The sequence below is a fragment of the Campylobacter sp. VBCF_04 NA7 genome (assembly GCF_027737405.1).
Lineage (GTDB): Bacteria > Campylobacterota > Campylobacteria > Campylobacterales > Campylobacteraceae > Campylobacter_B.
This window is the reverse complement of record NZ_JAOVTT010000006.1, coordinates 84,667-111,387: the sequence shown is the minus strand read 5'-3', so window position 1 is coordinate 111,387 and position 26,721 is coordinate 84,667. Positions and strand designations below refer to the sequence as shown.

Genomic DNA, 26,721 nt, shown 5'->3' with positions numbered 1-26,721 from the left:
CACAGTAGCTAAGGGTAAAGATACGCTTGATAATAAAGAACCAGGTAGAATTATTTATAAAACTACAAATAACGAAGGTAATGAGATTACATTGCAAGTTGCTACTATGGATGACGGCTTGAAATTCCAAGGCGATTATGACGGCGAAGTGGCTAAAAAACTAAATGAAAAACAAAATATCAAAGGTAACCACACAGCCGGTAAAGATAGCCTAACCAACGGCAATATCGGCGTTGTTAATGAGGGTGGCGATTTGATCATTAAACTCGCTCAAAATATTGACCTAGGAAAAGACGGAAGTGTTAAAGCTGGCGATACTACTATCAACAACGATGGTTTGACTATTGCAAATGGTCCAACTATAACCAAAAACAATGTTGATATGGGTGGAAATCAAATCCACAATGTAGCAAAAGGAACTGCCGATGATGACGCTGTCAATGTATCTCAACTAAAAGAAGTTGAAGGTAAAATCAAGGCTCCAAATACTGTTAGCTCAGAAAATGGCTCTGTAAAAATTGCTGAGACAACAAATGCTGACGGCGGCAAGAACTATGATTTGAAAGTAGCTACTAAACAAAATTCTGACGGTACTGTAAGTATGGTTACTTATGATGACAACGGCAAAGAAATCGATAGCCCAGTTCAAATCAAAAATGTTGCTCGTGGTGTTGATGGCACAGATGCGGTTAATGTCGATCAATTAAAAGATTATATTATTGGTTCGACAGACGACCCAGAGGGCAACAAAAATATCCATTATGATACTGTCAATATTGATGGTAAGGATTATGAAGTTGTAGTCGATAAAAATAATCAACCATTGCTTAAAACATACAATGTCCATACTCAAACAGAATACTGGACAAATAGTGTCGCAGAGGCTATTTCTAAGATGAACGAGCAAGGTATCAAGTTCTTCCACACAAATGACGGAAAAGTTATCCCTGAGGAACAAGCACGAAATAATGTGGATTCATCAGCTGCTGGTTCATACTCTACTGCGATAGGCTATCAAGCAAGCGTAGGAGCAAATGGCACAAATTCTATTGCTATCGGTGTTGGTTCGACCGTAACAGGAAGCAACTCTATCGCAATTGGAACGGGTCATCAAATAACAGGTAACAACTCTGGTGCATTTGGTGATCCTGCTACTGTAAATGCCGACGGAAGTTATTCAATAGGTAATAATAATACTATTCAAGTAGATGCAACAGATACATTCGTTATAGGTAACAATATAACTAGCACAGTTGCAGACTCATTATTCCTAGGTAGCAGAACAGCTTATGTAGCAGATGACGAAGGTAGAACAAATAGAACAAAAGGTAACACAACAGGCTACAACAGTGCAGAAGTTAAAGCTAGAAATGCAAACGGCCAGCCTGTTACAATCGGTGTGAAGGATTTTGCTGGTGGCAACCAAGTCAAAGGCGTAGTAAGCGTTGGTAATGCTAATGAAACTCGCCGTATCCAAAATGTCGCACCTGGTCTAATTAGCAAAGACAGCACCGATGCGATCAACGGCTCACAACTATACTCTGCTATTGAGGGTATCGCCGAGCATTTGGGTAACAACATAACAAATATCAATCAAAGAATTGATAATGTTAGAGATGAGGCTAGGGCTGGTGTCGCTTCTGCTATCGCTATCGGCAACCTACCACAATCTACAATCCCTGGTAAGGGTATGCTAAGTGTGGGTACTGGTTATTACCAAGATGAGGGTGCTCTATCTATCGGTCTATCAAAAATGTCAGACAATGGTAAATGGGTATTTAAATCATCTATCTCAGTCGATACACAAGACAACATTGGCGCAGGCGCGTCTTTGGGCTTCCACTTCTAAGGTAGCCTAGTGCGAAACCGATGAATTTCGGTTTCGCTTTTTTTAAATTTAAAGGGTAAAAAATGAAAAAATCATTACTATCAGCTCTAAGCTTAGCTGGAATTTTATTTTTTAGTGGTTGCACCACTCATGTAAGCGACAATATCCCAGAAGACGGTGTCATGCAATGGGACGATGTAACTTTTTTGGATATGAACAAAACATGGATTGACGCTCCAACTCACCCAAATGCCGAAAATTTGGGCAAAGTAGAAAAGGGTATGAGCAAAGACCAAGTATATTTTCTAATCGGTCACCCGCACCACCAAGAGGGCTTGTATGCGGTTAGAGAGTGGGATTATGTATTTAATTTAAAGAAAAAAGCTGGCGATCCTGATAAAATTTGCCAATTCAAAATCATCTACGACAAAGATTATCGCGTAGGAAGCACATTTTATAATCCAAAAGGTTGTGCCAATGTAGCCCCTGTGCAGCTACCGAACCAAAATGTCGAGCTAGAATCTGACTTTTTGTTTGACTTCGACAAAGACAATCTCAAAGCCGAGGGCCACGAAAAAATCGCAGCTGTCGCCAAAGATATCGATGTAAATATGGTCAGAAGCGTTAAGGTCTATGGTTATACTGATCCGCTAGGAAGCGACGCTTATAACAAAACTCTATCACAACAACGCGCAAATATGGTCAAAAACGAGCTTATCGCAAATGGAATCCCAGCTAGCAAAATCCAAGCTATCGGCATGGGCGAGGCAGATCAGGTTAAATTCTGCCCGGGCGAAAAAGGTGCCGCGCTAAAAGAGTGCCTCAAACCAAACAGACGCGTCGTAATCAAAACTATTTATTAACAAATTTGGGCTAAGCTTAGCCCAAATTTCACTTCAAAGGGTTTAGTTTGAAAAAACTAATTTTAATCTTTTTATTTTTCTCAAATTTATTTGCTATTGAAGACACTAAATTTATCGCGTGCGAAAAGGGCGACGCGCAGGCGTGCTATGAGGTGGGACTTTTGCTTTATATGGGGCAAAGCACTGCCAAAGACGATGAGGGCGCGGTTTTGTTCTTTAAAAAAGCGTGCGATAAAAAGCACGATAATGCCTGCGTAGCTTACGCGCAAATGCTAGAAAACGGCCTTGGAATCAAGGCGGATAAAAACGCGGCCTTGAATTTATACGAAAACGGCTGTAAGCAAAAAAATGTCCTTTCGTGCAAAGGGGCTGAGAGATTGCACTCTGCTTCGAATAAAAACAAAAAAAGATTAAGTGAAATTCGCGCGTTTTTATGCAAAAATGGCGAGGACGAATACTGCGAAAATGCCATTGTAACGCTAGAAAACACAAAAGCCGTGGCAAGGCTGGATAATGACTGCAAAAACGGCAATAAAGATTCTTGCGAAACCTTGGTGAATTTGTATTTTAAAGCCCAAGGCACGCCTGAAAATATCCAATCAGCGATTTTTTACACAGATAGACTTTGCAAGCTAGATGTCGCGACTTCGTGCCGAAATTTAGCCATTATTTTCCAAGGTCAAAGCGATATCGAGGGGGCGAAAAACTACTACGCCAGAGCCTGCGCTATGGGTGATAAAATTTCATGCTCGGAGTATAAAAAGCTAAGCAAATAGCCTAAATTTAGAAGCCTTGAAGCGTGATAGCATACAGCCTTTCAACTGCGCCATCTTCTAAATTTAGCGAATTTTGACTTTGCAGAAATTCCAAAATTTCGCCCCAGTTAAAGCCTTTTTGGTGCAAACAATGCTCGTGAGCGGGCAAAAATCCGCGTGTGAGTGATACTGCGCCGCTAATCTCTTCATCGCATAAAAAACAAAAAGCCTCGCTGTGAAGTCTGCCCTCAAATTCCAAAATTTTGGCGTAACTTTCGATAATTATTCGTCGTGGATTTTGGCGGCCAAAGCGCGAAGCAGCGGAATTTAAAAGCTCATAGTAAAATTTATCAAGCTCGTTTGCGTCCTTTAAATGCGCGCCCAGTAGCCTGATGAATTGCTGCCAAAAAATGAGTTTTTCTCTATTTGCGAGCCAGCCGTATCCTAGGTGCATGACATTGCTTAGGCGCGGGAGGAAATTTTGGTTTGAGACTAGCTCAAAATCTATTTTGTATCCTTGTGTGATATTTGGGTGCCTGGCACCATAAAAACGATACGCGCGCACCAAGGCGTCAGCGCATAGCACATCTACTATACAATCTTCGTCTTTGATTTTTGTGACTTTTAATATAAATCCTTGCATGGTTATATTCTAGCGAAATTTTAAATTTAAATAAAGAAAAATAGGTTAGAATTAGAAGTTTAATTTTGCAAAATTAAAGGAATATTATGAATTTTGGAGATTTGTTTTCAAAGATTCGTAGAGCCCAACCAGAAGCTTCTGAGGCACCTGCGCATTGGGTTAAGTGTCCTGGTTGTGCTTCTTTGATGTATTTTAAGGAGGTGGAACAAAACCACCATGTCTGTCCTAAATGTAACTATCACATGCGTTTTAGCGCAGATGAGCGAATCGCGCTAATCTGCGATGAGGGTTCGTTTGTAGAGCGTGATAAAACCCTCGAACCTGTTGATCCGCTTAAATTTGTTGATAAAAAATCATACAAAAAACGCATAAGCGAGGGGCAGGAAAAGACAGGCAGAACGAGTGCTGTCGTCGCTGGCGAGGCTAAAATTTCAAAACAACCTGTGCAATTGGTCGTTTTTGATTTTAATTTTATGGGCGGAAGTCTTGGCTCGGTAGAGGGCGAAAAAATCGTGCGAGCCGTCAAACGCGCGCTTGATAAAAAACAAGCCTTGATTATCGTCTCAGCTAGCGGTGGAGCTAGAATGCAAGAAAGCACATATTCGCTAATGCAAATGAGCAAAACTTCGGCCGCGCTTAAAATTTTAAGCGAAAACAAAATCCCATTTATCTCTGTTTTGACAGATCCTACGATGGGCGGAGTTAGTGCGTCGTTTGCGTGGCTAGGCGATATCATCATCGCTGAACCGGGTGCATTGATTGGCTTTGCTGGTCAAAGGGTCATCAAACAAACAATTGGAGCAGATTTGCCAGAGGGTTTCCAACGCTCAGAATTTTTGCTAGAACATGGATTAATCGACGCTATCGTGCCAAGAGCGCAAATGCGTCAGTATCTAAGCGATATGGTAAATATGCTAACAAATACCCCAGTCCAACTCGATGATAGTAGCGATGAGGGGCTATTTGATACGCACGGCGAAGAAGACGAATAGTGCAGATTATCGTTAATTCTATACAAAAAGGCACCGACGAATTTGCGAGCGAGTTAAACGAATATCGCAAAATGTCGGCTAAATTTGCTAGCATAAAAGATGAAATTTTCTTTAACGCTAGTATCGCAAAGGCTCAGACGATCGATAGAGCCAGCGCGCTTAGGGCGTATGACGAGGTTTATATGCCTAGATTAAAAGGTTATAATATCGCCCTTGACGAGAGGGGCGAAGAGCTTGATAGTATGGAATTTGCTAAAATTTTAGACGGGAAAAATTTGGTTTCATTTTTCATAGGCGGTGCTTACGGGCTAAGCGATGATTTTAAGGGCAAATGCGATAAAATCATCAGCCTAACAAAGCTAACTTTGGCACATAAAATTGCAAAGCTTATGCTCTTTGAGCAAATTTTTCGTGCGCTTTGTATAAATGCAAATCATCCATACCATAAGTGAGGGTAAAATGAAAAAAAGTGAATTGAAAATTTACAAAAAACTTTTAGAAGAAAGAAAAGCCGAGCTAAGCGCTAATATCAACAGCGCGACAAAAGATATCGAAGAGCTTAGAGAGCACGGCGCGACAGATGAGATTGATGTAGCTAGCATGGATACGGATTTGACGATTGAGTATTCGATTGGGCTAAAACAAAGAGAGAGCCTAAATCAAATAGTCTCTGCGCTAGAACGCATTGAAAATGGCACTTATGGCGAGTGTTTGGAGTGTGGCGAGCCAATCAGCCCAGAAAGGCTAAAAGTCCGCCCAGAATCAAGACTATGTATTTCTTGCAAAGAACTTGCCGAAAAAGCACAAAGGAGATAATGATGAAGGCAAAACAATTTTTTGTATATTCAGTGATATATATCGGTATCATCGCGGCTGTGATTTTCACGCAAGAAAGCGCGAGCTACACCCTAAGCGTGCTTGGATACTCTCTCACACTGCCTGTGGCTGTGTGGGTGGTGCTACCATTAGCTTTGTATATGATACTAGCGCTTTGTCATTTGGGCTTTTATGGTTTTATGGTTTATCGCAAAAACCGCGCTATACAAAAAGATGTAAGCTCGTATGACGAGATGACAAAAGAGGTTTTATTAGGATTAGAGACGAACCGAAATTTCAAAACAGAGTTTTTCAAAGATCCAAGCGATATAACTAAAATTTTGTCTCCATGGTATGATAGTAGCGAGCTTGATATCAAAAACGAAAGCCTAAAAGAGATAGTTGATGTCGTCGAAAAGGTAAAAAATGGCGAGGTTGTGGATCTGAAAAAATACAAACTCCCTAAATCAAACGGTATGTTTTTACAAAACGAACTAAACCGCCTTGATGCCGAGCCTGATTATGCGCGCGAAATTTTAAAAACAAAGGGCGTTTATAACGATCAAATCACCAAAAAAGCATATAAAATTTTAGTTGATAAGGGCGATTATAGCGCGATTAAAACCTATAAAGAATTCCAAGACACCGACGATATCAAGCGTATCGTAGAAAGAGCTGCTGATGATAGCGAGTTTGAGGTCAGTAGCGAGGAGCTGTTTAATCTCATAAATAGCGATAAATTCAGCGACAAAGACTTCATTTATTTTGCCAAAAAGCTCAAAGACCACCTAAATCCGGAGCAATACAGAACCTTTTTCGAAAGGCTCAAAAACCAAAATTCAAGCGCGACAGAGGCGTATTTGTATGCGCTATATGAGCTTGGTATGATTGATGAGCTAAGAGAGCAGCTCCACATGAGCGACGGCGACGAATTTGATAAATTCCAAATTTTGCTATTTTTACGCGACAATGGCAAATCAGTGCCAGCTTCGCTGATATTCTAAATTTCGGGGCGCAAATTTGTAAATTTTGCAAATTTGCAAATTTGCGCCATTTTTACACAATCAATGAATTTAAATAAATTTTTCGAGACAAAACCACTTTTTTTAGCCCCTTTGGCTGGGTTTTCAGATCCGCCACTGCGCGGTGTGGTGAAAAAATTCGGCGCAGATGCGACGATAAGCGAGATGATTAGCGCAAATGCGCTGGTGTTTGAAAACGACAAAACCCTAAAAATGCTAGAAAAAAACGAAGCAGAAGAGCCGTTTTTCGTCCAAATCGCCGGAAGCGACGAGGAAGTGATAAAAAAGGCGGTTTTGATTTTGAATAAATTTGACGGATTTTGCGGGATTGATTTAAACTGCGGCTGCCCTGTGCCAAAGGTCGTGAAGCAAAACTCAGGCTCGGCGCTTTTGCTTGATTTGGACAAGATAGCCCGAATTTTAGAAATCATCAAAACCCACTCAAATAAAAAATTCGTAAGCGCGAAAGTTAGGCTTGGCTTTGCTAGCGTTGATATCGAAAATATCGCGCGCGCGGTGGAGCGAGGCGGGGCTGATTTTATCGCGGTGCATGGGCGCACGAGGGCTGGTGGATACAGCGCGCAGGTCGATTACGACGCAATCGCGCAGGCAAAAGGTGCCGTGCAAATCCCGCTCATCGCCAACGGCGACATTAGCTCGCAAAATGCCGAATTTGTGCGAAGCACGACCGGCGCAGACGGGCTTATGATAGGCAGGGCAAGTATCGGGCACCCGTGGGTTTTCGCCGAGATTAAGCAGGGGCAAAGTGCGAGCGCAGAGCTGAAAAAAGAGATTATTTTGGAGCATTTTGCGCAGATGATAGCGCACTATGGGGCGCACGGCGTGGCGATTTTCCGCAAGCACCTGCACGAATACTCCAAGGGCTACGCAAACGCTAGCGCATTTCGCGAAGAGATAAATCACATAGAAAATGCAAATTTAATGCGAGATAAAATTTTAGAGTTTTTTTAAATTTTGGTTTTTTGTCGTTGCGAGATGACGCACTCATCGTGCAATCCAGTAAAATGCGAAGCAAAATTTAACCTAAATTTATCATTGAACGAAGTTTTGAAATTTTACAACAACACTGACCTTGAATTTTAAATTTGTGGCAATGAATTTAAAGAATTAAATTTGGTGCCACAAAAACAGAAATAGTTTAAATTTGTGAATTTAAATAAATTCGGTATCACGATACTGACCGAGATTTGGATACCACCAAAATTTACAATATTTCCATAACTTTGTAAAATCATAAAATATAAAAATAAAGAAACAAAGCTTGAATTTAGTAATTTGAATTTTAGTTTTAATTCATCTTTGTTTTTATATGTTGCAAACATTTCAACCCTTTAATAAATTTTTCCTGTTTCTTTATCTACCCAACCAATATAGGGGCAACGCTGATACCAAAAATGTATATATTCATCATCGGTTCCCTCTAAACCTTTTAAGTGTATTAAATTTTTAGGAAACACTTCTCTTATGTATTCAACTATTTTGTCTGATGTTGTATTCCAAAATTTAATTCCCCGAATTTCTTTTTCTGTTTCATTATCAATAGGACATCGAACTAAAATTATTCCGTCATCAATTAGTCTTTTAAAAAGTGCAAGAAATATTTCTGCTTCTTCGGCATCGGTTAGCTCTCTTTTTAGTTGTTTTGAAAAGAAATCGTTTCCCCACCCATATAATGCTTCTGTATGATACCCAAAATATTCTTTATATATGTAATCTATTTGTTTATTACTAAACATTTTGGAGTTTATAACTAATTCTTTCACTATAAACTCCTTATTTAAACTTTAATTCTATTTTCTTTTTAGTATTTGGTAAATTGTTTATTTGTAAAGCACCGTAGGGTAGGCGTCCTTGCCCACAGAATTTTATATTTTTATCAAATTTCATCATTTTTTATCCTTTGTGTTAAATTTTGCTATTAAATTTTTAATTTTTTTAAAAATTATTTTTGTTGTTATACATAAATATGTCAAGGATAAACCTATCCAAAAAAAGACAAATAGATACAAAGCTCCGCCTTTAAAAAATAAGCCAAATTTTGAATTTATAGCGTTTGGATTTTTCCCTAAACGAATTTGTGTATCAAACAAATCGCCACTAAAAGCAGTGGTGCAAAATTTATATGTTACTAACCAAAGAATAAATGTAGAAAACAATACAATTAAGATTTTATCTTGCCTTATACTATCGAGTAAAAAATTTGAATTATTTTGTGTGCTTAGCAAAAAACTATAAACAAAACAAGTAATAAAAATCGGAGCCACCATAATCATATTAACACCCCATAAAGCCCCAGACTGTGGAAATTTTGTAGTTCTAATCTCAATTTGTTTTATTATTTCAAAATGCTCTTTCATAAATTCAACATAAGAATTTAAAAATGGCAATCTATCTAAAATATCGTTTGGTAAAATAAAAATATGTGAGGCAATTAAGAGATAAACAAAAATAACTTTAACAATAAAAAATATATTGTGCGTTTCATTTTGTTGGCTATTTTCCAAATCCATTTTTATACCCCATATTCTAAACTCCAAAATTATACAAAGCGCCGTAGGGTGGGTATCCTTGCCCACAGAATTTTATATTTTTATCAAATTTCATCATTTTTAATCCTTTAATTAACTATTGCAGTGAGGAAAAATAACCAAAATTTACAACCGCGTCATTGCGAGCCTAGCGTTGCAATCTAGTAAAATTTAGATAAATTTCAAACTCGTAGATTGTTTGCGCGACAAATCAGGCAAATTTACAAAATCTCGCGCAGTGTCCTTGCGCTGTGCATCCAGCTATCTAGCTCGCTCCATTTTTCGTTTTCTATCATATCGGTGCAAATTTGAAGCTCTTTTTTGAAAGACTCTATCGATTTTAACAAATTTTCTTTGTTTTGTTTGAAGATATCGACCCACATTTCAGGGCTTGATTTGGCGATTCTTGCCATGCCGGTGAAGCTTCCGCCGGCTAAATTTATGATATTTCGGCGATTTTCCTCTTTTAAGACGCTATTTACGAGCGAGTAGCTAATCGCGTGTGGCAGGTGCGAGATGAGCCCCACATGGTGGTCGTGGCTGAGCGCATCCATAAAGACAATCTTCATACCCGCAAACGAAAAAATTTCAACCGCGCGTTTGACATGTATTTCATCGGCGTTGTTATCGTCGCAGATGACGACTACCGCGCCGTTTAGTAGCTCCGAAAACGCAGCACTCGGACCTGAGTTTTCCGTGCCTGCCATAGGGTGAGCGGCGATGAAATTTCCTCTAATCTCTGGTGGGCAACTTTGCAAAATTTTAAATTTCGTGCTTCCTAAATCGATGATTGTGGTTTCCTTGCGCGCGTCTTTTAGCTGGGCTAGCGTCGTGATAATCGCCTCGACTGGGATTGCTAGAAAAATCACATCGCATTTTTGCTTCATCTCTTCGATACTTAAAATTTCATGCACCAGCCCCAGTTCCAAGGCCTCTTTTTCGTTTTCCCTAGAAATATCATATCCGCTAACCGTGCTAATAATCTTTGATTTTTTCATACAAAGCCCGAGCGAGCCACCTATCAAACCTAAGCCTATAATGCCTATTTTCATAATTTTCCTTTGTAAATTCTTTTTGATTAATTTTAATATGCTATTATACGCAATTATTTTCATTTCTAGGTAAAATTTTATGAGAAAAAGTTTGTTTTTATTATTAGGTGGGGTTTCTGTTGCTTGCGCAGCGCAAATCCAAACTATTAAATTCGAGGGTTTAAAACACCTATCTCCGCAAGTTGCAGCTGCTATTTCTGGCCTACAAATAGGCGATCAAATCACAGGCGAAAACACAAACCGAGCGATCTCAAATCTCTTTGCTCAGGGCTATTTCGAAGATGTGTATATCAGCGAACAGGGCGGAAATGTAACAATTAGCGTAAAAGAAAAACCAAGCGTGGCCAAAGTCGATATTAAAAATGTCGTTACAAACGACCAAGACGCTATCAAAAATCTAATCGGACTTCGCCCAGGACAGGTCTATGATGAGGTTTTGGCAAAAAACGCTGCCGCTAGAATCAAGCAATTTTACGAAGTAAAGGGCTTTTTTGACACTGTTGTCGAAGTTACCCCAAAACCGCTTGATAGCGAAGGAAACGCCGTGCATGTCATAGTGGATGTCAATAGAGGCGAAAACATCATTATCGAAAAGGTAAATTTAGTCGGTGCCAAAAAACTAGATTATGATGATATCGAACCAGCTGTTTCAAACAAACAACGCGAAGTATTTGGCTGGCTATGGGGCTTTAACGACGGACAGCTAAAAGCTAATGAGTTGCCAAACGACGCAAATAGAATCCAAGAAGAATACTATAAAAAAGGTTACCTCGACGCTAGGGTATCTGCCCCAATCGTAAATGCCGATACTGGCGATTACACCGCGGATTTGACATACTATGTAACAGAGGGCGAGCGTTATAAGGTAAGCAGTATAGATATCGACTGCCCAGAAAATGTAACTATGGATAAAGAAAAGGTCATAAGCGATCTAAAACTCGAAAAGGGCGATACGATGAATTCGGACTGGATGCGTCGTGATATCCAAAAAATCGAAACCTTAGTCGCTGATCAAGGATATGCTTATGTCAAGGTCGTCCCGCAAACCGATCAAGACAGAGAGGCTAAAACCATAGGCATAACTTATAAAATCATACCTGAAAATAAAGTTTATATCAGAAATGTAACAATCTCTGGCAACGACAAAACAGAAGATAAAGTCGTTAGACGCGAAATGTATCTAACTGAGGGAAATTTATTTAGCAGAACCGATTACGCTGATTCTATCGCGGCTCTTAAACGCACGGGATATTTTGAAAATGTCGAAATCAAAGAAACTAGGGTGAGCGATGATCAGCTAGATTTAGAAGTCGTAGTCCAAGAAACCCCAACCGGCTCGATTACAGGCGGTATCGGATATGGTAGCGATGATGGATTGCTACTAAGTGGTGGAATTAGCGATAGAAATGTCTTTGGAACGGGACTAAGTGGCTCAGTATCGGTAGAAAAATCAGATGATAAATTAAGCGGTAGAGTGAGCCTTACAAATCCTAGAATTTTCGATTCAGAATACAGCCTGGGCGGTATGGTCTTTGCTAATGACTATGACTGGGACGATTACGAGGAGAAATCTTACGGATTTGCCTTGACGCTTGGCAGAAAGCTAGGACGAAATTTAAGCGCAAGTCTGACATACTACCTAGAAAAGACAGAAATCGAAGGGCTAAACGAATACTACGCAGCCGCTGGTTATCGTAACCACGAAAGCATAAAAAGCTCGATTACACCGGCACTTACATACAATAGCACAGATGATTACTATCTGCCACGAAGCGGTATCATAGCCACAGCTAGCCTAGAATACGCTGGACTTGGCGGAGATATCGAATTTACCAAAGCCAAAGGAAGCTTTAATTACTACTTTGGATTGCGTGATTATATCGATTACGATTTGATTTTCCGCTACAAAGCTGCGGCTGGATATGTTTGGGATAGAGGCGATCCGCTTCCAATCAACGAAAAACTATTCCTAGGCGGTATTAGGACGGTGAGAGGATATAATTCTAGATCGATTCCGCGTAAAGAAATTTGCGTAGCCGATGGTAGTTGCCGTTATGTCGAAACCGGCGGTATGCAAAGCTTCAACAACTCAGTCGAGCTAAGCTTCCCACTCATCGATCGTATGAAAATGCGCCTTGTGACATTTTTCGATTATGGTATGATAGGCGACAATGACTGGAACGAGGAAGAGCGATATAGCGCAGGTGCTGGTATCGAGTGGCTCACACCGATGGGGCCGTTGCAGCTGTATTTCACAAAACCGCTTAACGAAAAACCACACGATAAGACAAATAGTTTCGAATTTAGCATTGGAGCTAGATTTAACTAAAATTTGGCGCAAATTTTGGGTAAATTTCACTTTTACCCAAAATTTAACCTTAATGAAATTTAACTAATCCTTTACTTACGATTTACAAAAACTCAGTAAAATCAGGCTTTAATTTAAAATCAAGGTAATTTATGTATAGAAATCGAAGCAGAATAAATCCTAAAATTTTCATTTTTTTAATACTAACTTTGGCGATAGCTTATGGAGTTTTTCATTTTTTAACCTCGCCTAAATTTGAACAAAATCCCCCTAAAATCGAAATTGCAGATGAAATTTACTGGAATTTGATCTCGCCTTTAAAGGTTAAAATTTCAGATGATACAGGCGTAAAATCAATAAAAGTAAGCCTAAATGACGGGGAAAATTTAACTCCGCTAAAAGATGAAGAGTATGGCATAAGCCAAAAAGAGCTAGAAGTCGCAGTTGAATTTCCAAAAAATTTAATCCTAAATAAAGATAAAAAATACAAACTACACATCGAAGCTGGCGATATTAGCGCGTGGAATTTCACCAAAGGCAATAAAACCGATAAAGTCGTAAATATAATCATCGACAACAAAAAACCTTTGATAAATTTGGTCGCAAATTCGTATAAAATAACCAAAGGCGGCTCGGCTGTGGTTGTTTTCAGCGCTAGCGATGAAATGCTAGATGAGGTTTTTATTCGCACAAATTATGGCAAAATTTTCAAAGCTACCCCCTTTGTCAAAGAAGGCTATTACGCTTCGCTTGTAGCCTGGCCGGCAAACGAAGATGAATTTCGCGCAGAAATCGTAGCAACCGACAAGGCAGGCAATGTCAGCTCGTCGCAGATTCGCTACTTTTACAGCGACAAAAAATACAAGGTTTCGCAAATCAAACTTAGCGAAAATTTTCTCTCAGGCAAGGTTAGCGATCTAGCCAGCCAACATGCGCAAAATTTCAACTCTATGAGCGATTTGGATAAATTTAAATTTGTAAATGAAACTCTTAGAGAACAAAACGCCAAGGATTTGCACGCATTTACGAGCAGGGTGCATGAGGATATGATAAGCGAGTTTTCGCTTCGTCCGTTTTATCCGCTTGCAAAGGGCGCTGCGGTAGCGAGTTTCGCCGACCACAGGCTGTTTTTCTTAAACAGCGAGCAAGTTAGCGAGAGCTGGCACATGGGGCTTGATCTTGCTAGCGTGGCAAATGCGGATATCAAAGAGAGCAATTATGGCGTGGTCGTGTTTTTGCAAGATAATGGAATTTATGGCCTAAATTTGGGAGTTTATTATGGATTTGGAGTTTATGGCGTGTATGCGCACTGCTCGAATTCAGCCCTTAGCGTGGGCGATCAGGTCAAACCAAACGATATCTTAGCCCAAACTGGCGCCACTGGCTTTGCCTTTGGCGATCATTTGCACTTTGGTATAGTGGTTCAGGGCGTGGAAGTAAGGCCAGAGGAGTGGATGGATCCGAAGTGGATTAAAGATAATGTGAGCGATGTGCTCGAAAGTGCGAAAAAAGTTATCGAAAAAGGAAAATAAATTTCAAATTTTTCGCTATAATGCAAAAATTAATGAAATGAGGGAAAAATGAGACAAAGAACAATAGCTAAAAAAGTCCATAGCGTCGGTATCGGATTGCATAAAGGTGAGCCAATCAGACTTACATTGGAGCCTTTGGAAGCAGGTAGCGGAATAGTATTTTATAGAAGCGACCTTGGAATTAGTTTTAAAGCAACGCCCCAAAATGTCGTAAATACCCAAATGGCCACTGTCGTGGGCAACGAAAAAGGCTATATCTCTACGATAGAGCATTTAATGAGCGCGATTTCAAGCTATGGAATCGACAATATTCGCATTATCGTCGATGCGAACGAAATCCCTGTAATGGACGGAAGCTCGGCGAGTTTTTGTATGCTTTTGGACGAGGCTGGAATCAAAGAGCTAGATACGAATAAAAAAGTCATTATCATCAAACGCGATGTCGAGGTCAAAGAGGGCGATAAATTTGTCCGCCTAAGCCCAAGCGCAAGGCCTAAATTTGATTATACGATTAAATTTGCAAATCCGATTATCGGCACACAGCACCATGTCTTTGAATTTAGCAAAAAGGCTTATATTAAAGAAATTTCTAGGGCTAGAACATTTGGATTTTTAAAAGATGTTCAAGCGCTTCGTTCTATGGGGCTAGCGCTTGGTGGAAGCCTAGAAAATGCCGTTGTAATCGACGATAATAAAATTTTAAACCCAGAGGGTTTGCGCTATGAGAACGAATTCGTCCGCCATAAAATTTTAGACGCTATCGGCGATTTGGCACTTAGTGGAGCGCCTATTTTGGGTGATTATACATCATTTGCTGGAAGCCATGATTTAAATCACAAGCTCACCGAGGCTGTATTTAGCGACGCTAAAAATTATGAATTAGTCGAGCTAAACGCGCAAATCGTAAGAGAGTATCAAAAAGCTTTCGCGTAAGGGCAAATCATCAAAGAAATCAGCGTTTTAGTTGTAGCACTCACTTCGCCTGTGCTTGTCGGTATTTATGAGAAAAATGACAAAATTTTAGAATTTTTTAGCGCGCCAGGGCAAAAAGCCGATGAATTTTTGGTAGAAAAATTTTCTCAAATTTTAAAAGAGTATAAAATTTCAGAGCTTATCTATGCGAACACACCCGGCTCTTTTATGGGTATAAAAGTTAGCTTTGTAATGCTAAAAACGCTTAGTATCGCCCTAAATTTGCCACTTTACGCGGTCAGTGGATTTGAGCTAAATGGATTTTTGCCAATCAGGGCAAACAAGGCATTTTCATACATTTACGAAAATGGCGAGATAAAAATGGCAAAATTAGAGCCTGCTCCTATGAAATTACCGCAAAATTTATCAACTTTAAATAAAAGCAATGATATACTACCAAATTACATTATTGATGCAGTTTAGGAGAAAATTTGATTATAAAAATTCCCGCCACCAGCGCAAATTTAGGACCAGGCTTCGACGCACTAGGACTTAGTTTAGAGCTTTTTAACGAAGTAGAGATTTGCGAAAATAGCTTTCATTGTATCTCGCTAAATGGATATGGAAGCGAAAAGGCGTGGCTTAAAAAAAATAATGCGTTTTTAAACATTTTCCGTGAAATTTACACCAAACTAGGCGGAAATCCAAACCAAAATTTCAAAATTTCATTTCAAAACAATATCCCATTTTCGCGCGGTCTTGGAAGCTCATCGGCTGTGATAGTCGGAGCAATCGCGGCAGCGTATTATATGCGTGGATTTAGCGTAGATAGGGGCAAAATTTTAAATCTCGCCCTAGAATACGAAAATCACCCTGACAATATCGCCCCGGCGACTTATGGCGGGTTTGTTTCGAGCATAACTTCTGGCAAAAATGTTTATTCGCAAAAGTGCGAGATCGACGCTGATATCAAGGCTATCGTCGTTATCCCAGATACGCCAATGCCCACAAACGAATCTCGCGGAAAATTGCCTAAGAGTTTTACTATCAAAGATTGCGTGAGCAACCTTTCGCACGCTGCGTTTTTGACGGCGTGTTTTATGAAAAAAGATTATGATAGCCTAAGGCTAGCTTGTGTGGATAAAATGCACGAGGAAGTGCGTATGAGCGCGCTACCTGAGCTATTTAGCGTGCGCGAAGTGGCTTACGCAAATGGCGCGATTATGAGTTCGCTCAGCGGTAGTGGCTCGACATTTTTAAATTTAGCCCATGCTAGCGACGCGCAAAAGATAAAAAATGCGCTGGCGGATAAATTTAAAAATTTCAAGGTAGAAATTTTAAATATAGATAATAACGGCTTTAATATTAGCTAAGAAAAAGTAAGATATAATTTTATGAATAAACCGATAAGAATGTGCGTTATTTGTAGAGGTAGATTTGCTAAGGCGGGGCTTAATGCCTTTGTGCAAAATTTCAAAAAAGAAAATTCAAAACGGCAATTTTATATTTGCAATCAATGTATAAATCAAAAAGAAAAAATTATTAAATATTTATCAAAATTTAGAAAATATGAAAATTTTGAGATTATTAAGGAGAGGGTTTTAAATGGCTGAGGGAGTTAAAATCAGTGACATCGCGGCTGAGCTTGGATACGCAAGCAAAGACATCATCGAAAAAGCGCAAGAAATGGGCTATACTAAGGTCAAAACCGCGTCAAACAAGGTAAGTAACGAAGAAGCAGCGGCTATATATGAGTATATTCAAACAGGAATTTTGCCAGAGTCTTTAAAGCCAAAATCCAGTGCTAAAAAAGCCCCTGCGAAACCAAAAAAGCAGAGCGAAGCCAAAAAAGATGAGCCTAAAAAAACTCAGAGCAAAAAAACAGAGCCAAAGGCTGAAAATTCTCAAAGCAAAGAGCCAAAGTCTGAGCCAAAGGCGCAAAAACCTGAGCCAAAAGAGGAAAAGCTGCACTCTCAACCAAAAAGCGAAACGAAAATAGAAGCAAAAGCCGAAGTTAAAACCGAGCCAAAATCCAAGCCCGAAGCGCAAACCCCTCAAATAAATAGTGGCGAGAGCCTAGCTAGCGAGAGTTTGCAAAAGCGCCGTGGTTTGGTGATAGTCAAAAAGAAAAAAGACACCGAAGCACCAAAGGTGGAAAAACCAAGCGAAAGCCGCGAAAAGGTAAGCGCTAGCTTGGAGGCGATTTTCTCAAACGCTGAGTTAAATTTGAAAAAGAAAAAAGCCGAAAAGAAAAAAATTGCCGTTTCTAAAAAAGAAGATACCCAAAAAATCGATTTGGTTAGCGACCACGAACTAGCGGACATTGTCATCGATGATGATGAAGATATGGTAGTTTTGCCGGATCTCACCGTTAAGCCTATCCAAGTCGAAAACAAAACAAAAACCAAAAATCAACCAAATATCTACAAAGGTTCGCAAACGCAGTTTTACGGGAACGATACGGGTATTAGCCGTGGAAGTCGCAAAAAACATAAAAAAGTCGTCAAAAAAGATGATGAGCAGAGCGTAACATCGGTAAATATCCCAAAAGAAATTCGTGTTTATGAATTTGCCGAAAAAATCAAAAAACAGCCTAGCGAAATCATTTCAAAGCTATTTTTGCTTGGTATGATGACGACTAAAAACGACTTTTTGGACGAAGATGCGATTGAGATTTTGGCAGAAGAATTTGGCATTGAGGTAAATATCGTAAATGAAGCCGAAGAATTCGACTATGTCAAGGCTTACGAAGATGAGGTTGTAGAAGAAAATTTAACCACAAGAGCGCCAGTAATTACCATTATGGGGCATGTCGATCACGGAAAGACTAGTTTGCTTGATTTCATTAGAAATTCACGCGTCGTAAGTGGCGAAGCAGGTGGTATCACCCAACATGTGGGTGCGTATATGGTCGAGAAAAACGGACGAAATATCACATTTATCGATACCCCGGGACACGAAGCATTTACATCTATGCGCGCGCGCGGTGCAGAAGTAACAGACATCGTTATCATCGTGGTTGCGGCAGATGACGGCGTAAAACCGCAAACAAAAGAAGCCGTAAATCACGCCAAAGCAGCAGGCGTGCCGATAATCATCGCCATCAATAAAATGGATAAAGAAAACGCAAATCCTGATTTGGTAAAAACAGGACTTGCGGAACTTGATATAATGCCGACCGAGTGGGGCGGAAGCTATGAATTTGTGCCGATTTCAGCTAAAACAGGTATGGGAATTGAAGATTTGCTTGAAATCGTCTTGCTTCAAGCTGATTTGCTTGAATTAAAAGCCGACAAAACTCGCCAAGCAAAAGCAACCATTATAGAAAGTTCGCTTCAAAAGGGTCGTGGTCCGGTTGCTACCGTCATTGTGCAAAACGGCACACTAAAAGTGGGTGATACGGTAGTTGCGGGTGTGGCGTATGGCAAGGTTAGAGCCCTAAATGATGATAAAGGCAAAAAGCTAAGCTCGATTGCTCCTGGCGAGTGTGGCGTTATCATCGGTCTTAGCGAAGTCCCGGAAGCCGGAGAAACGCTAATTGGCGTTGGAAGCGATAAAGAAGCAAGAGAGTATGCGAGCCGAATTTACGAACACCAACGCCAAAAAGAGCTATCAAAATCTACAAAGGTTACAATTGACGAGCTAAGCGCAAAAATCGCAGAAGGCGAGTTAAAATCGCTTCCTGTTATCGTAAAAGCCGATGTGGTGGGCTCTCTTGAAGCTATTAAGGCAAGTTTAGAAAAACTTCGCAACGACGAAGTTAAGGTAAATATTATCCACTCAGGCGTTGGCGGTATCACGCAAAACGATGTGGGTTTGGCAAGTGCTAGTGAAAACTGCGTGATTTTAGGCTTTAATATCCGCCCGACAGGCGAAGTCAAAGAAAAAGCCAAAGAACGCGGTGTAGAGATAAAAACTTACAATGTCATTTATAACTTACTTGACGATGTCAAGGCGATTTTGGGCGGATTAATGAGCCCGATTATCAGAGAAGAAGACCTTGGTCAAGCTGAAATTCGCCAAGTCATCAATGTGCCAAAAATCGGACAGATTGCAGGTTGTATGGTTACAGAAGGCTCGATTCAAAGGGGAGCTAAAATCCGCGTAATTCGCGACGGCGTGGTGGTTTTCGAAGGAAACATCAGCTCACTAAAACGCTTTAAAGATGACGCAAAAGAGGTCGCTAAGGGCTTCGAGTGTGGTGTCGGTATCGACGGATACAACGATATGCGCGTTGGAGATTTCATCGAAAGCTTCAAAGAAAAAGAAGAACAAGCCACGCTATAAAGGTGATTTATGAACGCTCACGAAGTTAGACGACTACGAACCGCAAGTGTCCTAAAAGAGCTGATTCCGCAGGCTTTATCGCAGCTTGATGATGAGTTTTTGCACGGGCTTTGCGTAACTGATGTCGAGTGCAAAAGAGGACGCTATGATGCCTTTGTATATCTCGATAAAATGGGCTTAGATGAAAGGGAACAAGAGCTAATCTTGGCAAAACTTAAAAAAGTAAGCCGTTTTATCCAAAACCACTGTATGGAAGCCGAGGGCTGGTTTCGCTCACCTGCGCTTCACTTCAAATTCGACGATAGGCTCGAATACCAAAACAAAATGGACGATCTGTTTGAAAAAATTAGTAAGGATTTAAATAAAAATGGTTGATTTAAACGCTCTTGCCAGCGAGTGTGGGCTGGAATTTTACGATAGCGAAACAGCTAGCGAAAACGGCAAAACGATTTATAGAGTTTTTGTAAGTAAAACTGGCGGAGTGAGCTTAGAAGACTGCGAAAAACTAAGTCGCATTTTATCGCCGATTTTCGATGTCGAACCGCCTGTTAGCGGGGAGTATTTTTTAGAAGTTTCTAGCCCGGGGTTAGAGAGAAAACTAAGCAAGACTGAACATTTTAGCAAAAGCGTGGGCGAGTTAGTCAAAATAACCACGAGCGAAAAAGATAAAATTTGCGGAAAAATTCTTAAATTTGAAGATGAAAATTTATTTTTAGCCACTACTGACGGCGAAATTTGCATTAAATTTAGCGATATAAAAAAGGCGAAAACTTATATCGAGTGGTAAAATTTGTAAATTTTAAAATCAAATTTTGAGGTAATTCAATGAAAAAAATTCTTTTATTGTTTTTCGTGGTAGGATTTATGTTTCTATTTGCAAATGATCAAGGCGATAAATTTTGTCAAGTAGGCGACCCAGATTGCGATAAATACGCAGCAGAAATAGATGAAAATAAAGAAAAATTCATAATTTACGCAGCAGATGCTTGTGAAAATAAAAAAGATTTGAGCTATTGTCATAATCTTGGTGTTTATTTAACTCAAAATAAATTATACAAATATGCAAGAGATTACTACACAATAGCCTGCGATTTAGATTATGGTCCTAGTTGCTATAATTTAGCTTATTTAGAAGAATTTGATGAAAAAATTGAATTATCTAGAAAATATTTTCAAAAAGCTTGTGATTTAGGCGTTAAAGAGAGTTGCGACGAACTAAAAAGATTAGAAAATGACTAATGAATTTTATATGCGCTTGGCTCTGAAAGAAGCGTGGAAATACCAAATTTTAACCTTTCCAAATCCTGCTGTGGGGTGCGTAGTAGCCGATACGCACGGCAAAATTTTAAGCATAAATTCTCATAAAAAGGCAGGTTTCTTACACGCCGAAGCAAACGCTGTTTTTGTGGCGCTTTGTGAGATAAGCGATGAATTTTTAAATAAATTTTTGCAAATTTATAAAAGCGAATTTGGCCTGAATTTGAGCGAAATTTGCAAAAATCCGCAAAATCTAATCTATGGCGATTTTTTCGAAAATTTTGGCACAGTATCTGCAAAATCACGCTTTGCAAATCGAATTTTGGAGTTTAAAAATTTAAACGCAAATTTCGTTTATGAATTTATCACGCAAAATCATGGCAATTTGCTTAAAAATGCTACCGCTTTTGTTACTCTCGAACCCTGCGCCCATATCGGCAAAACGCCATCATGCGCCCTTTTGCTTAAAAATTTAGGCTTTAAAAAAGTCGTAATTGGCGTGGCGGATTTAAACGAAAAAGCTAGTGATGGTGGCGAAATCTTAGCGCAAAGTGGCGTGGAAGTGGAATTTGGCGTTTTAAAAGACGAGTGTGGCGCTCTTTTAAAGCCGTTTTTGCAGTGGCAAAATGGCGGAAATTTTAACTTTTTTAAACTCGCATTTTCTGCAAACGGCGTGATTACGGGCGAAATTTCAAATTTAAAATCTCGCACATTTTCGCACTATTTAAGAAGCGTTTGCGACGCTTTGCTTATCGGCGGTGCGACCGTGCGCACAGACCGCCCGACGCTAGATACTAGGCTGATAACGGACGGAAAAAATCCAAATATTTCTATCTATTCTAGGCAAAATGATTTTGATAAAACAATTCCGCTTTTTGGCGTTGCGGGTCGCAAAGTAGCTATCACAAATGATTTGCAAAGTGCCTTAAATTCGGGCTTAGTGATGATTGAAGGCGGGCAAAATTTACTAAATGAAATCGCAAAAAGTGTAAATTTATTTTTGTTTTTCCGTTCAAACGAGCTCAAAAACGGGCAAAATTTCAGAAGCGATTTGAAATTTAAGCCACTTTTCACAGCCAAATTCGGTAGCGACGAATATGGCTGGTATGAGTTAGAAATCCGTATAATAAATGAAATTTAGGCTTCAAATTTAGCCTAAATTTTAAATTTAAAGCTTACTTATAGTTTTTTCATAATCATCATCAATCAAAACGATTTTCTCGCCGTTTTTGGCAAAGCCGTTTATAAAATTTTGATTATCCGCTTTTAAATTTTCTTTTGTGCAGGTCGTATCATCAAGCCTATTTTCTATATCATTGCTATGTTTTTTGATTTTATCAAAATTTTCATCGATAAATTTATCGCTCATCGCTAGGGCTATAAAACGAATTTGGTGCAAATATTTTTCACTAAAATCGCTCCGCCAAGAAAACGGCACATAACAACCTTCGATGATTAAATTTTGCCCGTTTTCAATCGCAGTTTTGATTATTTCGAGCACGATTTGCCACAGATATGGCGTTAGTGCTTCATCGTCATTTGGCGTAAGATTTATATTTTTTGAGCGAATTAGCCCCATTTTTAGGTGATCGATTGAAAAATACGGAAATTTATACTTTTCCAACAATCTTTGTGCCAAAAGCGTTTTTCCCGTATGCGAAGCACCAGTTATGAGTATAACCATTTTTTGCCTTAAACAAGAGCGATTTTTTTGGTTTCAAATTCGCCAGAGAAAAAATTTAGATAATAGAGCGTGTCTTTTTTCACGCTCAAACCAGCTAAATATCGAAGTGCCAAATTTGCTGCGAAGCTTGCTGCAAACATCACAATCGGCGCAGTAATTCCAGCTGGCGTGGCGCCCAAATTTGGGAAAAATTTGAAATTCGCCTCGCTTACGAAGCAGACCTGCACCTGAAAGCTATCGACCGAGCTAAACACCCATGGCGTGGCAGTTTGCTTGGCAAACTTATCAATTTGCGCGCGAGTAGCGAGATTGTCAGTCGCATCTAAAATCAGGTCAAATTTATCCGCACAACTAGCAAAAAATTCATCAGCTTTCATTTTGTGCGTATTCACACGCACTCCATCGTATCGAGCCTGCACGCGCTCTTTGAAAACATCGGCCTTGTATCGTCCCTCATCGCTTAGCGAAAATAAAATTTGCCTGTGGATATTATGAAGCGACACTGTGTCGAAATCGACAATGTCAATCCGCCCGATTCCGCTGGCTCCTAGCGCATACGCAAATGAGCTTCCAAGCCCGCCAGAGCCGATGATTAGGACGGATTTTTGCGCTAGGGAGTTTTGGGTATCTTCGCCCCAAAGCTGGATTTGTCTGTGGAAAAATTTCACGCAAAGCCTTTGTTTTTCAAATTTGCCTTAAAGCCCCAAAATTCCGTAGCTTCGCGCACGATTGCTGGGTCTATTTCGCACATTAGCGCGCCCTCTTCGCCCTTTAATTCGTTGATAATCTCGCCGTAAGGATTCGCTAGGAAACTGCCGCCATAAAATTTAAAGTCCATATCGCCGAATTTCGCCTCGCCTATGCGGTTTGTGCGCACGATATACGCCGAGTGCGTGAAGGCTCGCATTTTAAGCAGTTCTGCCCAGCGCAAATTTGATTCAAATGTCGAAGCTGTGGGGATTAGCGCGCAATCTACGCTTTCGTGGTCGAAGCGCTGCCACACCATATCAAAATGCGCTTCAAACCCAAAACAAACGCCAAATTTCACACCCTCGACCTCGAAAATCAGTGGCTCAAATTTGCCGTTTTCGTGAATTTTGGCGTTTAGGAAAAACTCGTCCTCGTTCCAGTGCGAGTAGTTTATCAGCATAGTTTGATCGTAAAATTTCACGCCAGAGGGGCTAAAATGCGCGCAGGATTTGATCCATGCGATTTCGCTAGCCTCGCTACTGCTTTGGCGGATTATAGGCGCGATGATGTTTAGGTCGTATTTTTTAGCCAAATTTTGCATTAGCTCCATTTTGTGTTCGCTTTGTTTTTGCGTGATTGAGCTTGGCATGTGTTTTAGCTCGGTAAAAAACGAATTGAGCGTGTATTCGCCCAAAACCACGATTTTTGCGCCATTGTCGTGGGCTATTTTCATATAATAATCAATGCGATTTTCGCTCATCGAAAGCGTGGCGAGTTGTAGAGCGCAGATTTTAATCATTTTGCGCACCTTCGTTTATTTGCGTGATTTCAAGCTTGGCATTTTCTAAAATTTCCTTCGCCTCTTTTAGCAGGCAAATTCCGCTTTTATACAGCTCTACGGAGCGATCTAGCGTGATGTCTTTGTCGTTTAAGCTCTCTAATAGCTCGCCTATTTTTTTCATTTTTTCTTCGAAATTATCTTGCATCTAAAACCCTTTTAATGATATAGTCAAATTTTTCCACCTCGACCAAAAATGCGTCGTGTCCGTAATTGCTGTCGATTTGCGTGTAAAACACGCGCTCTTTCGCGCCAAGATCAATCATACATTTATACATTTCCTCCATTAAATTTGGAGGAAACAAAATATCGCCAGAAAACGAAATCAAAAATAGTTTCGCGCGAATTTGCGCCATGGCGTTTTTTAGCGAGCCATAATGCCTAGTGCAGTCGAAAAGATTCATCATTTTTGCGATATAAAGGTAGCATAGCGGATCGAAGCGATGAGAGAAATTTACCCCATTGTAGTCTAGGTAGCGATCTACTTGAAATCTGCCGTCAAGCTCGTAAAGTCCGTCAGTTTCTACATAATTTCGCCCAAATTTTTCGTTCATTGACGCTGGACTTAAAAAGCTAATATGCCCAGCCATGCGACCTACTGCCATGCCATTTAGGCCGGATTTGGCGATTTCATCTTTGTCATAATACCCGCCTTTGAAATTTGGATCGCTCTTAATCGCGCTAATTGCGATTTTATTAAATGCTATCGCCCAAGGCTGCGTCGCATAAGTGGTAGCTAGTGCGAAAATATTTTCGGCGAAATTTGGGTATTCGATTGCGTAGCACAGAGCTTGCATACCGCCTAAACTCCCGCCGATTACGGCTTTTACGCGCGAAATCCCAAGCTCGCTTAGCAATCTAACCTGCGCCTTTACGACATCTGAGATGACAAGCACGGGAAAGCGTGTGCGATACTCCTTGCCGGTGCTATCGTCGATATCTAGCGGGCAGGTCGAGCCAAAGGGCGATGAGAGGATATTTATGCAGATGACGAAAAATTTGCTCGTATCCACTGCCTTGCCATCGCCGATTAGGCTGTCCCACCAGCCAGCCTTGCTTTCGCCCTCATATCTGCCAGCAGCGTGTGCGCTACCAGTTAGAGCGTGTGTGATGACAATGACATTTGATTTATCGGAATTTAGCTCGCCGTAAGTTTCGTAAGCTAGGTGAAATTTAGAAAAAACACGACCGCTCTCTAAATAGAGCGGTTCGTCAAAATAGTGGGTTTTGGTTTGGATTTTCACTGATTAACTCGGTAGTTTGGTGCTTCTTGCGTGATGATGACATCATGGACATGGCTCTCTTTAAGTCCTGCGCTTGTGATTTCGACAAATTCAGCTTTTTCTTGCAAGGTAGGGATATCCTTGCTTCCGCAATACCCCATAGCACTGCGCAAACCGCCTACTAGCTGGAAGATTACATCTTTTAGCATACCAGCATAAGGGACGCGTCCTTCGATGCCTTCTGGGACGAGTTTTTCTTTGGCGGTGCCTTCTTGGAAATATCTATCAGAGCTTCCTTTTTGCATAGCGCCGATTGAGCCCATACCGCGGTATGTCTTATACTGGCGACCTTGGAAGGTGATTAGCTCGCCAGGAGTTTCGTAGCACCCAGCTAGCACGCTTCCCATCATTACTGAGCTAGCACCCGCTGCTAGGGCTTTGGCGATTTCGCCTGAGTATTTGATACCGCCGTCTGCGATGATTGGAACGCCAAATTTAGCCGCTTCGTTTGCGCAATCTACAATTGCGGTAAATTGTGGCACGCCCACACCTGCGACGATTCTAGTGGTGCAGATTGAACCTGGTCCGATACCGACTTTTATCGCGTCTGCGCCAGCTTCGGCGATATCTTTGATAGCCTCTGGGTTCGCGACATTTCCTACTACGACATCGACATTTAGCTGTTTTTTAAGCTCTTTTAGGGTGTTTATGATACCTTTGGTATGTCCGTGAGCAGAATCCATTACAATCGCATCTACGCCTGCTTCGACAAGGGCTTTTGCGCGATCAATCTGACCTACGCCAATGGCGGCTGCTACGCGAAGTCTGCCATAAGCGTCTTTGTTTGCAAGAGGGTATTCGATGCGTTTTTTGATATCTTTAATGGTAACTAAGCCCTCCAAATGGTTGTTTTCATCAACAATTGGAAGTTTTTCTACCTTGGTGCTGCGGAAAACTTTCTCAGCGTCATCTAGCGTCGAGCCCTTTTTGAGCGTGATTAGTGGCATTTTAGTCATTTTATCGCCAACGCGCGCTGAGGTGTCGCTTTCAAATCTCAAATCACGATTAGTTAAAATTCCGATTAATTTATGCTCGTCATCGACGACTGGAATTCCGCTAATGTGGTATTCAGCCATTAAATTTAGCGCATCTTGCACGCTGGCTGTGGCTTTGATAAAAATCGGATCAATGATGACGCCACTCTCGCTTTTTTTCACTCTTTTAACCATTTTGGCCTGGCTTTCGATATCCATGTTTTTGTGGATTACGCCAATACCTCCAAGGCGAGCCATCATGATGGCTGTGCGATACTCGGTAACCGTATCCATAGCAGCACTCACAAGTGGCGTATTTAGAGTGATATTTTTGGTAAATTTTGTCTTTAAATCTACATCTTTTGGTAAAATTTCAGAGTATTGTGGCACCAACAAAACATCTTCAAATGTCAAAGCTTTTTTCAAAATTTTCATC

General features: G+C 40.4%; 28 protein-coding genes. 18 read left to right on the top strand and 10 right to left on the bottom strand.

Annotated features, from left to right (window positions below; genetic code table 11):
- The 3 genes from OFO00_RS06350 to OFO00_RS06340 form a co-directional block, all read left to right on the top strand.
- The coding region (locus OFO00_RS06350; RefSeq protein ID WP_270865345.1) for a YadA family autotransporter adhesin at positions 1-1,849 on the top strand (1,849 nt) is incomplete at its 5' end.
- A gap of 62 nt (positions 1,850-1,911) precedes the next feature.
- Positions 1,912-2,691, top strand: coding sequence for an OmpA family protein (locus OFO00_RS06345; RefSeq protein WP_270865344.1), 780 nt, complete (start codon positions 1,912-1,914; stop codon positions 2,689-2,691).
- Between the two features lie 47 nt (positions 2,692-2,738).
- Positions 2,739-3,467 carry a tetratricopeptide repeat protein gene (locus tag OFO00_RS06340; RefSeq protein ID WP_270865343.1) on the top strand — a complete coding sequence of 243 codons (729 nt, stop codon included), beginning with the start codon at positions 2,739-2,741 and terminating at the stop codon, positions 3,465-3,467.
- Positions 3,468-3,474: 7 nt separating this feature from the next.
- On the opposite strand, the gene recO is transcribed toward OFO00_RS06340, so the two are convergent.
- The gene (recO, locus tag OFO00_RS06335) at positions 3,475-4,089 is read right to left on the bottom strand and encodes a recombination protein RecO (RefSeq protein ID WP_270865342.1); all 615 of its coding nucleotides are present in this window, start codon (positions 4,087-4,089) and stop codon (positions 3,475-3,477) included.
- Between the two features lie 86 nt (positions 4,090-4,175).
- On the opposite strand from recO, the gene accD reads away from it, so the two are divergent.
- The 5 genes from accD to OFO00_RS06310 all read left to right on the top strand — a co-directional run bounded on the left by accD (position 4,176) and on the right by OFO00_RS06310 (position 7,891).
- Entirely contained in the window at positions 4,176-5,081 is a 906-nt protein-coding gene (gene accD, locus OFO00_RS06330) for an acetyl-CoA carboxylase, carboxyltransferase subunit beta (protein WP_270865341.1), read from the top strand.
- Positions 5,081-5,533 (top strand): 23S rRNA (pseudouridine(1915)-N(3))-methyltransferase RlmH, encoded by a 453-nt coding sequence (locus tag OFO00_RS06325; protein ID WP_270862535.1) that lies wholly within the window; start codon positions 5,081-5,083, stop codon positions 5,531-5,533. Before accD ends, OFO00_RS06325 begins: the two co-directional genes overlap by 1 nt.
- A gap of 7 nt (positions 5,534-5,540) precedes the next feature.
- Positions 5,541-5,897 carry an RNA polymerase-binding protein DksA gene (gene dksA / locus OFO00_RS06320; protein ID WP_270865340.1) on the top strand — a complete coding sequence of 119 codons (357 nt, stop codon included), beginning with the start codon at positions 5,541-5,543 and terminating at the stop codon, positions 5,895-5,897.
- 2 nt (positions 5,898-5,899) lie between these two features.
- Positions 5,900-6,901: a LapA family protein gene (locus OFO00_RS06315; RefSeq protein WP_270859228.1), complete on the top strand. Its 1,002-nt coding sequence runs from the start codon at positions 5,900-5,902 to the stop codon at positions 6,899-6,901.
- A 63-nt stretch (positions 6,902-6,964) separates the two neighbouring features.
- Entirely contained in the window at positions 6,965-7,891 is a 927-nt protein-coding gene (locus tag OFO00_RS06310) for a tRNA dihydrouridine synthase (RefSeq protein WP_270862537.1), read from the top strand.
- Between the two features lie 380 nt (positions 7,892-8,271).
- Here OFO00_RS06310 and OFO00_RS06305 read toward each other — a convergent pair whose 3' ends face one another.
- From OFO00_RS06305 to OFO00_RS06295, 3 genes are all read right to left on the bottom strand, one after another.
- Positions 8,272-8,703 carry a hypothetical protein gene (locus tag OFO00_RS06305; RefSeq protein WP_270865339.1) on the bottom strand — a complete coding sequence of 144 codons (432 nt, stop codon included), beginning with the start codon at positions 8,701-8,703 and terminating at the stop codon, positions 8,272-8,274.
- Between the two features lie 123 nt (positions 8,704-8,826).
- A complete protein-coding gene (locus tag OFO00_RS06300; RefSeq protein WP_270865338.1) occupies positions 8,827-9,450 on the bottom strand; it encodes a hypothetical protein in 624 nt (207 codons plus the stop codon).
- A 239-nt stretch (positions 9,451-9,689) separates the two neighbouring features.
- Positions 9,690-10,520, bottom strand: a complete 831-nt coding sequence (locus OFO00_RS06295; RefSeq protein ID WP_270865337.1) for a prephenate dehydrogenase — start codon at positions 10,518-10,520, stop codon at positions 9,690-9,692.
- Positions 10,521-10,599: 79 nt separating this feature from the next.
- Between OFO00_RS06295 and bamA the strand changes: the two genes are divergently transcribed.
- The 10 genes from bamA to ribD all read left to right on the top strand — a co-directional run bounded on the left by bamA (position 10,600) and on the right by ribD (position 21,957).
- Positions 10,600-12,849: an outer membrane protein assembly factor BamA gene (bamA, locus tag OFO00_RS06290; protein ID WP_270865336.1), complete on the top strand. Its 2,250-nt coding sequence runs from the start codon at positions 10,600-10,602 to the stop codon at positions 12,847-12,849.
- Between the two features lie 131 nt (positions 12,850-12,980).
- Positions 12,981-14,360, top strand: coding sequence for a M23 family metallopeptidase (locus OFO00_RS06285; RefSeq protein WP_270865335.1), 1,380 nt, complete (start codon positions 12,981-12,983; stop codon positions 14,358-14,360).
- Positions 14,361-14,408: 48 nt separating this feature from the next.
- Positions 14,409-15,293 (top strand): UDP-3-O-acyl-N-acetylglucosamine deacetylase, encoded by an 885-nt coding sequence (gene lpxC / locus OFO00_RS06280; RefSeq protein ID WP_270865334.1) that lies wholly within the window; start codon positions 14,409-14,411, stop codon positions 15,291-15,293.
- A 51-nt stretch (positions 15,294-15,344) separates the two neighbouring features.
- Positions 15,345-15,755 carry a glycoprotease gene (locus OFO00_RS06275; RefSeq protein ID WP_270865333.1) on the top strand — a complete coding sequence of 137 codons (411 nt, stop codon included), beginning with the start codon at positions 15,345-15,347 and terminating at the stop codon, positions 15,753-15,755.
- An 8-nt stretch (positions 15,756-15,763) separates the two neighbouring features.
- Positions 15,764-16,645, top strand: coding sequence for a homoserine kinase (thrB, locus tag OFO00_RS06270; protein WP_270862543.1), 882 nt, complete (start codon positions 15,764-15,766; stop codon positions 16,643-16,645).
- A gap of 232 nt (positions 16,646-16,877) precedes the next feature.
- Positions 16,878-19,559, top strand: coding sequence for a translation initiation factor IF-2 (gene infB / locus OFO00_RS06265; RefSeq protein ID WP_270865332.1), 2,682 nt, complete (start codon positions 16,878-16,880; stop codon positions 19,557-19,559).
- A 9-nt stretch (positions 19,560-19,568) separates the two neighbouring features.
- Positions 19,569-19,934 carry a 30S ribosome-binding factor RbfA gene (rbfA, locus tag OFO00_RS06260; RefSeq protein ID WP_270859239.1) on the top strand — a complete coding sequence of 122 codons (366 nt, stop codon included), beginning with the start codon at positions 19,569-19,571 and terminating at the stop codon, positions 19,932-19,934.
- Positions 19,927-20,346, top strand: coding sequence for a ribosome maturation factor RimP (gene rimP, locus OFO00_RS06255; RefSeq protein WP_270865331.1), 420 nt, complete (start codon positions 19,927-19,929; stop codon positions 20,344-20,346). Before rbfA ends, rimP begins: the two co-directional genes overlap by 8 nt.
- A 38-nt stretch (positions 20,347-20,384) precedes the next feature.
- Positions 20,385-20,798, top strand: a complete 414-nt coding sequence (locus tag OFO00_RS06250) for a hypothetical protein (protein ID WP_270865330.1) — start codon at positions 20,385-20,387, stop codon at positions 20,796-20,798.
- Positions 20,791-21,957: a bifunctional diaminohydroxyphosphoribosylaminopyrimidine deaminase/5-amino-6-(5-phosphoribosylamino)uracil reductase RibD gene (gene ribD / locus OFO00_RS06245; RefSeq protein ID WP_270865329.1), complete on the top strand. Its 1,167-nt coding sequence runs from the start codon at positions 20,791-20,793 to the stop codon at positions 21,955-21,957. Before OFO00_RS06250 ends, ribD begins: the two co-directional genes overlap by 8 nt.
- 27 nt (positions 21,958-21,984) lie before the next feature.
- Here the strand turns inward: ribD and OFO00_RS06240 are convergent, their stop codons facing one another.
- From OFO00_RS06240 to guaB, 6 genes are read right to left on the bottom strand one after another with little or no spacing between them, the layout of a single operon-like run.
- Positions 21,985-22,500, bottom strand: a complete 516-nt coding sequence (locus tag OFO00_RS06240; RefSeq protein ID WP_270865328.1) for a phosphotransferase-like protein — start codon at positions 22,498-22,500, stop codon at positions 21,985-21,987.
- A gap of 8 nt (positions 22,501-22,508) precedes the next feature.
- Entirely contained in the window at positions 22,509-23,168 is a 660-nt protein-coding gene (locus OFO00_RS06235; RefSeq protein ID WP_270865327.1) for a HesA/MoeB/ThiF family protein, read from the bottom strand.
- Positions 23,165-23,989, bottom strand: coding sequence for a carbon-nitrogen hydrolase family protein (locus OFO00_RS06230; RefSeq protein ID WP_270865326.1), 825 nt, complete (start codon positions 23,987-23,989; stop codon positions 23,165-23,167). The genes OFO00_RS06235 and OFO00_RS06230 overlap by 4 nt, the downstream gene beginning before the upstream one ends.
- Complete coding sequence (gene xseB, locus OFO00_RS06225) at positions 23,982-24,176, bottom strand: exodeoxyribonuclease VII small subunit (protein WP_270859252.1); 195 nt, start codon at positions 24,174-24,176, stop codon at positions 23,982-23,984. The genes OFO00_RS06230 and xseB overlap by 8 nt, the downstream gene beginning before the upstream one ends.
- Positions 24,166-25,272, bottom strand: coding sequence for a homoserine O-acetyltransferase MetX (metX, locus tag OFO00_RS06220; RefSeq protein WP_270865325.1), 1,107 nt, complete (start codon positions 25,270-25,272; stop codon positions 24,166-24,168). The genes xseB and metX overlap by 11 nt, the downstream gene beginning before the upstream one ends.
- Entirely contained in the window at positions 25,269-26,720 is a 1,452-nt protein-coding gene (guaB, locus tag OFO00_RS06215; protein ID WP_270865324.1) for an IMP dehydrogenase, read from the bottom strand. The genes metX and guaB overlap by 4 nt, the downstream gene beginning before the upstream one ends.
- Between the last annotated feature and the right edge of the window lies 1 nt (position 26,721).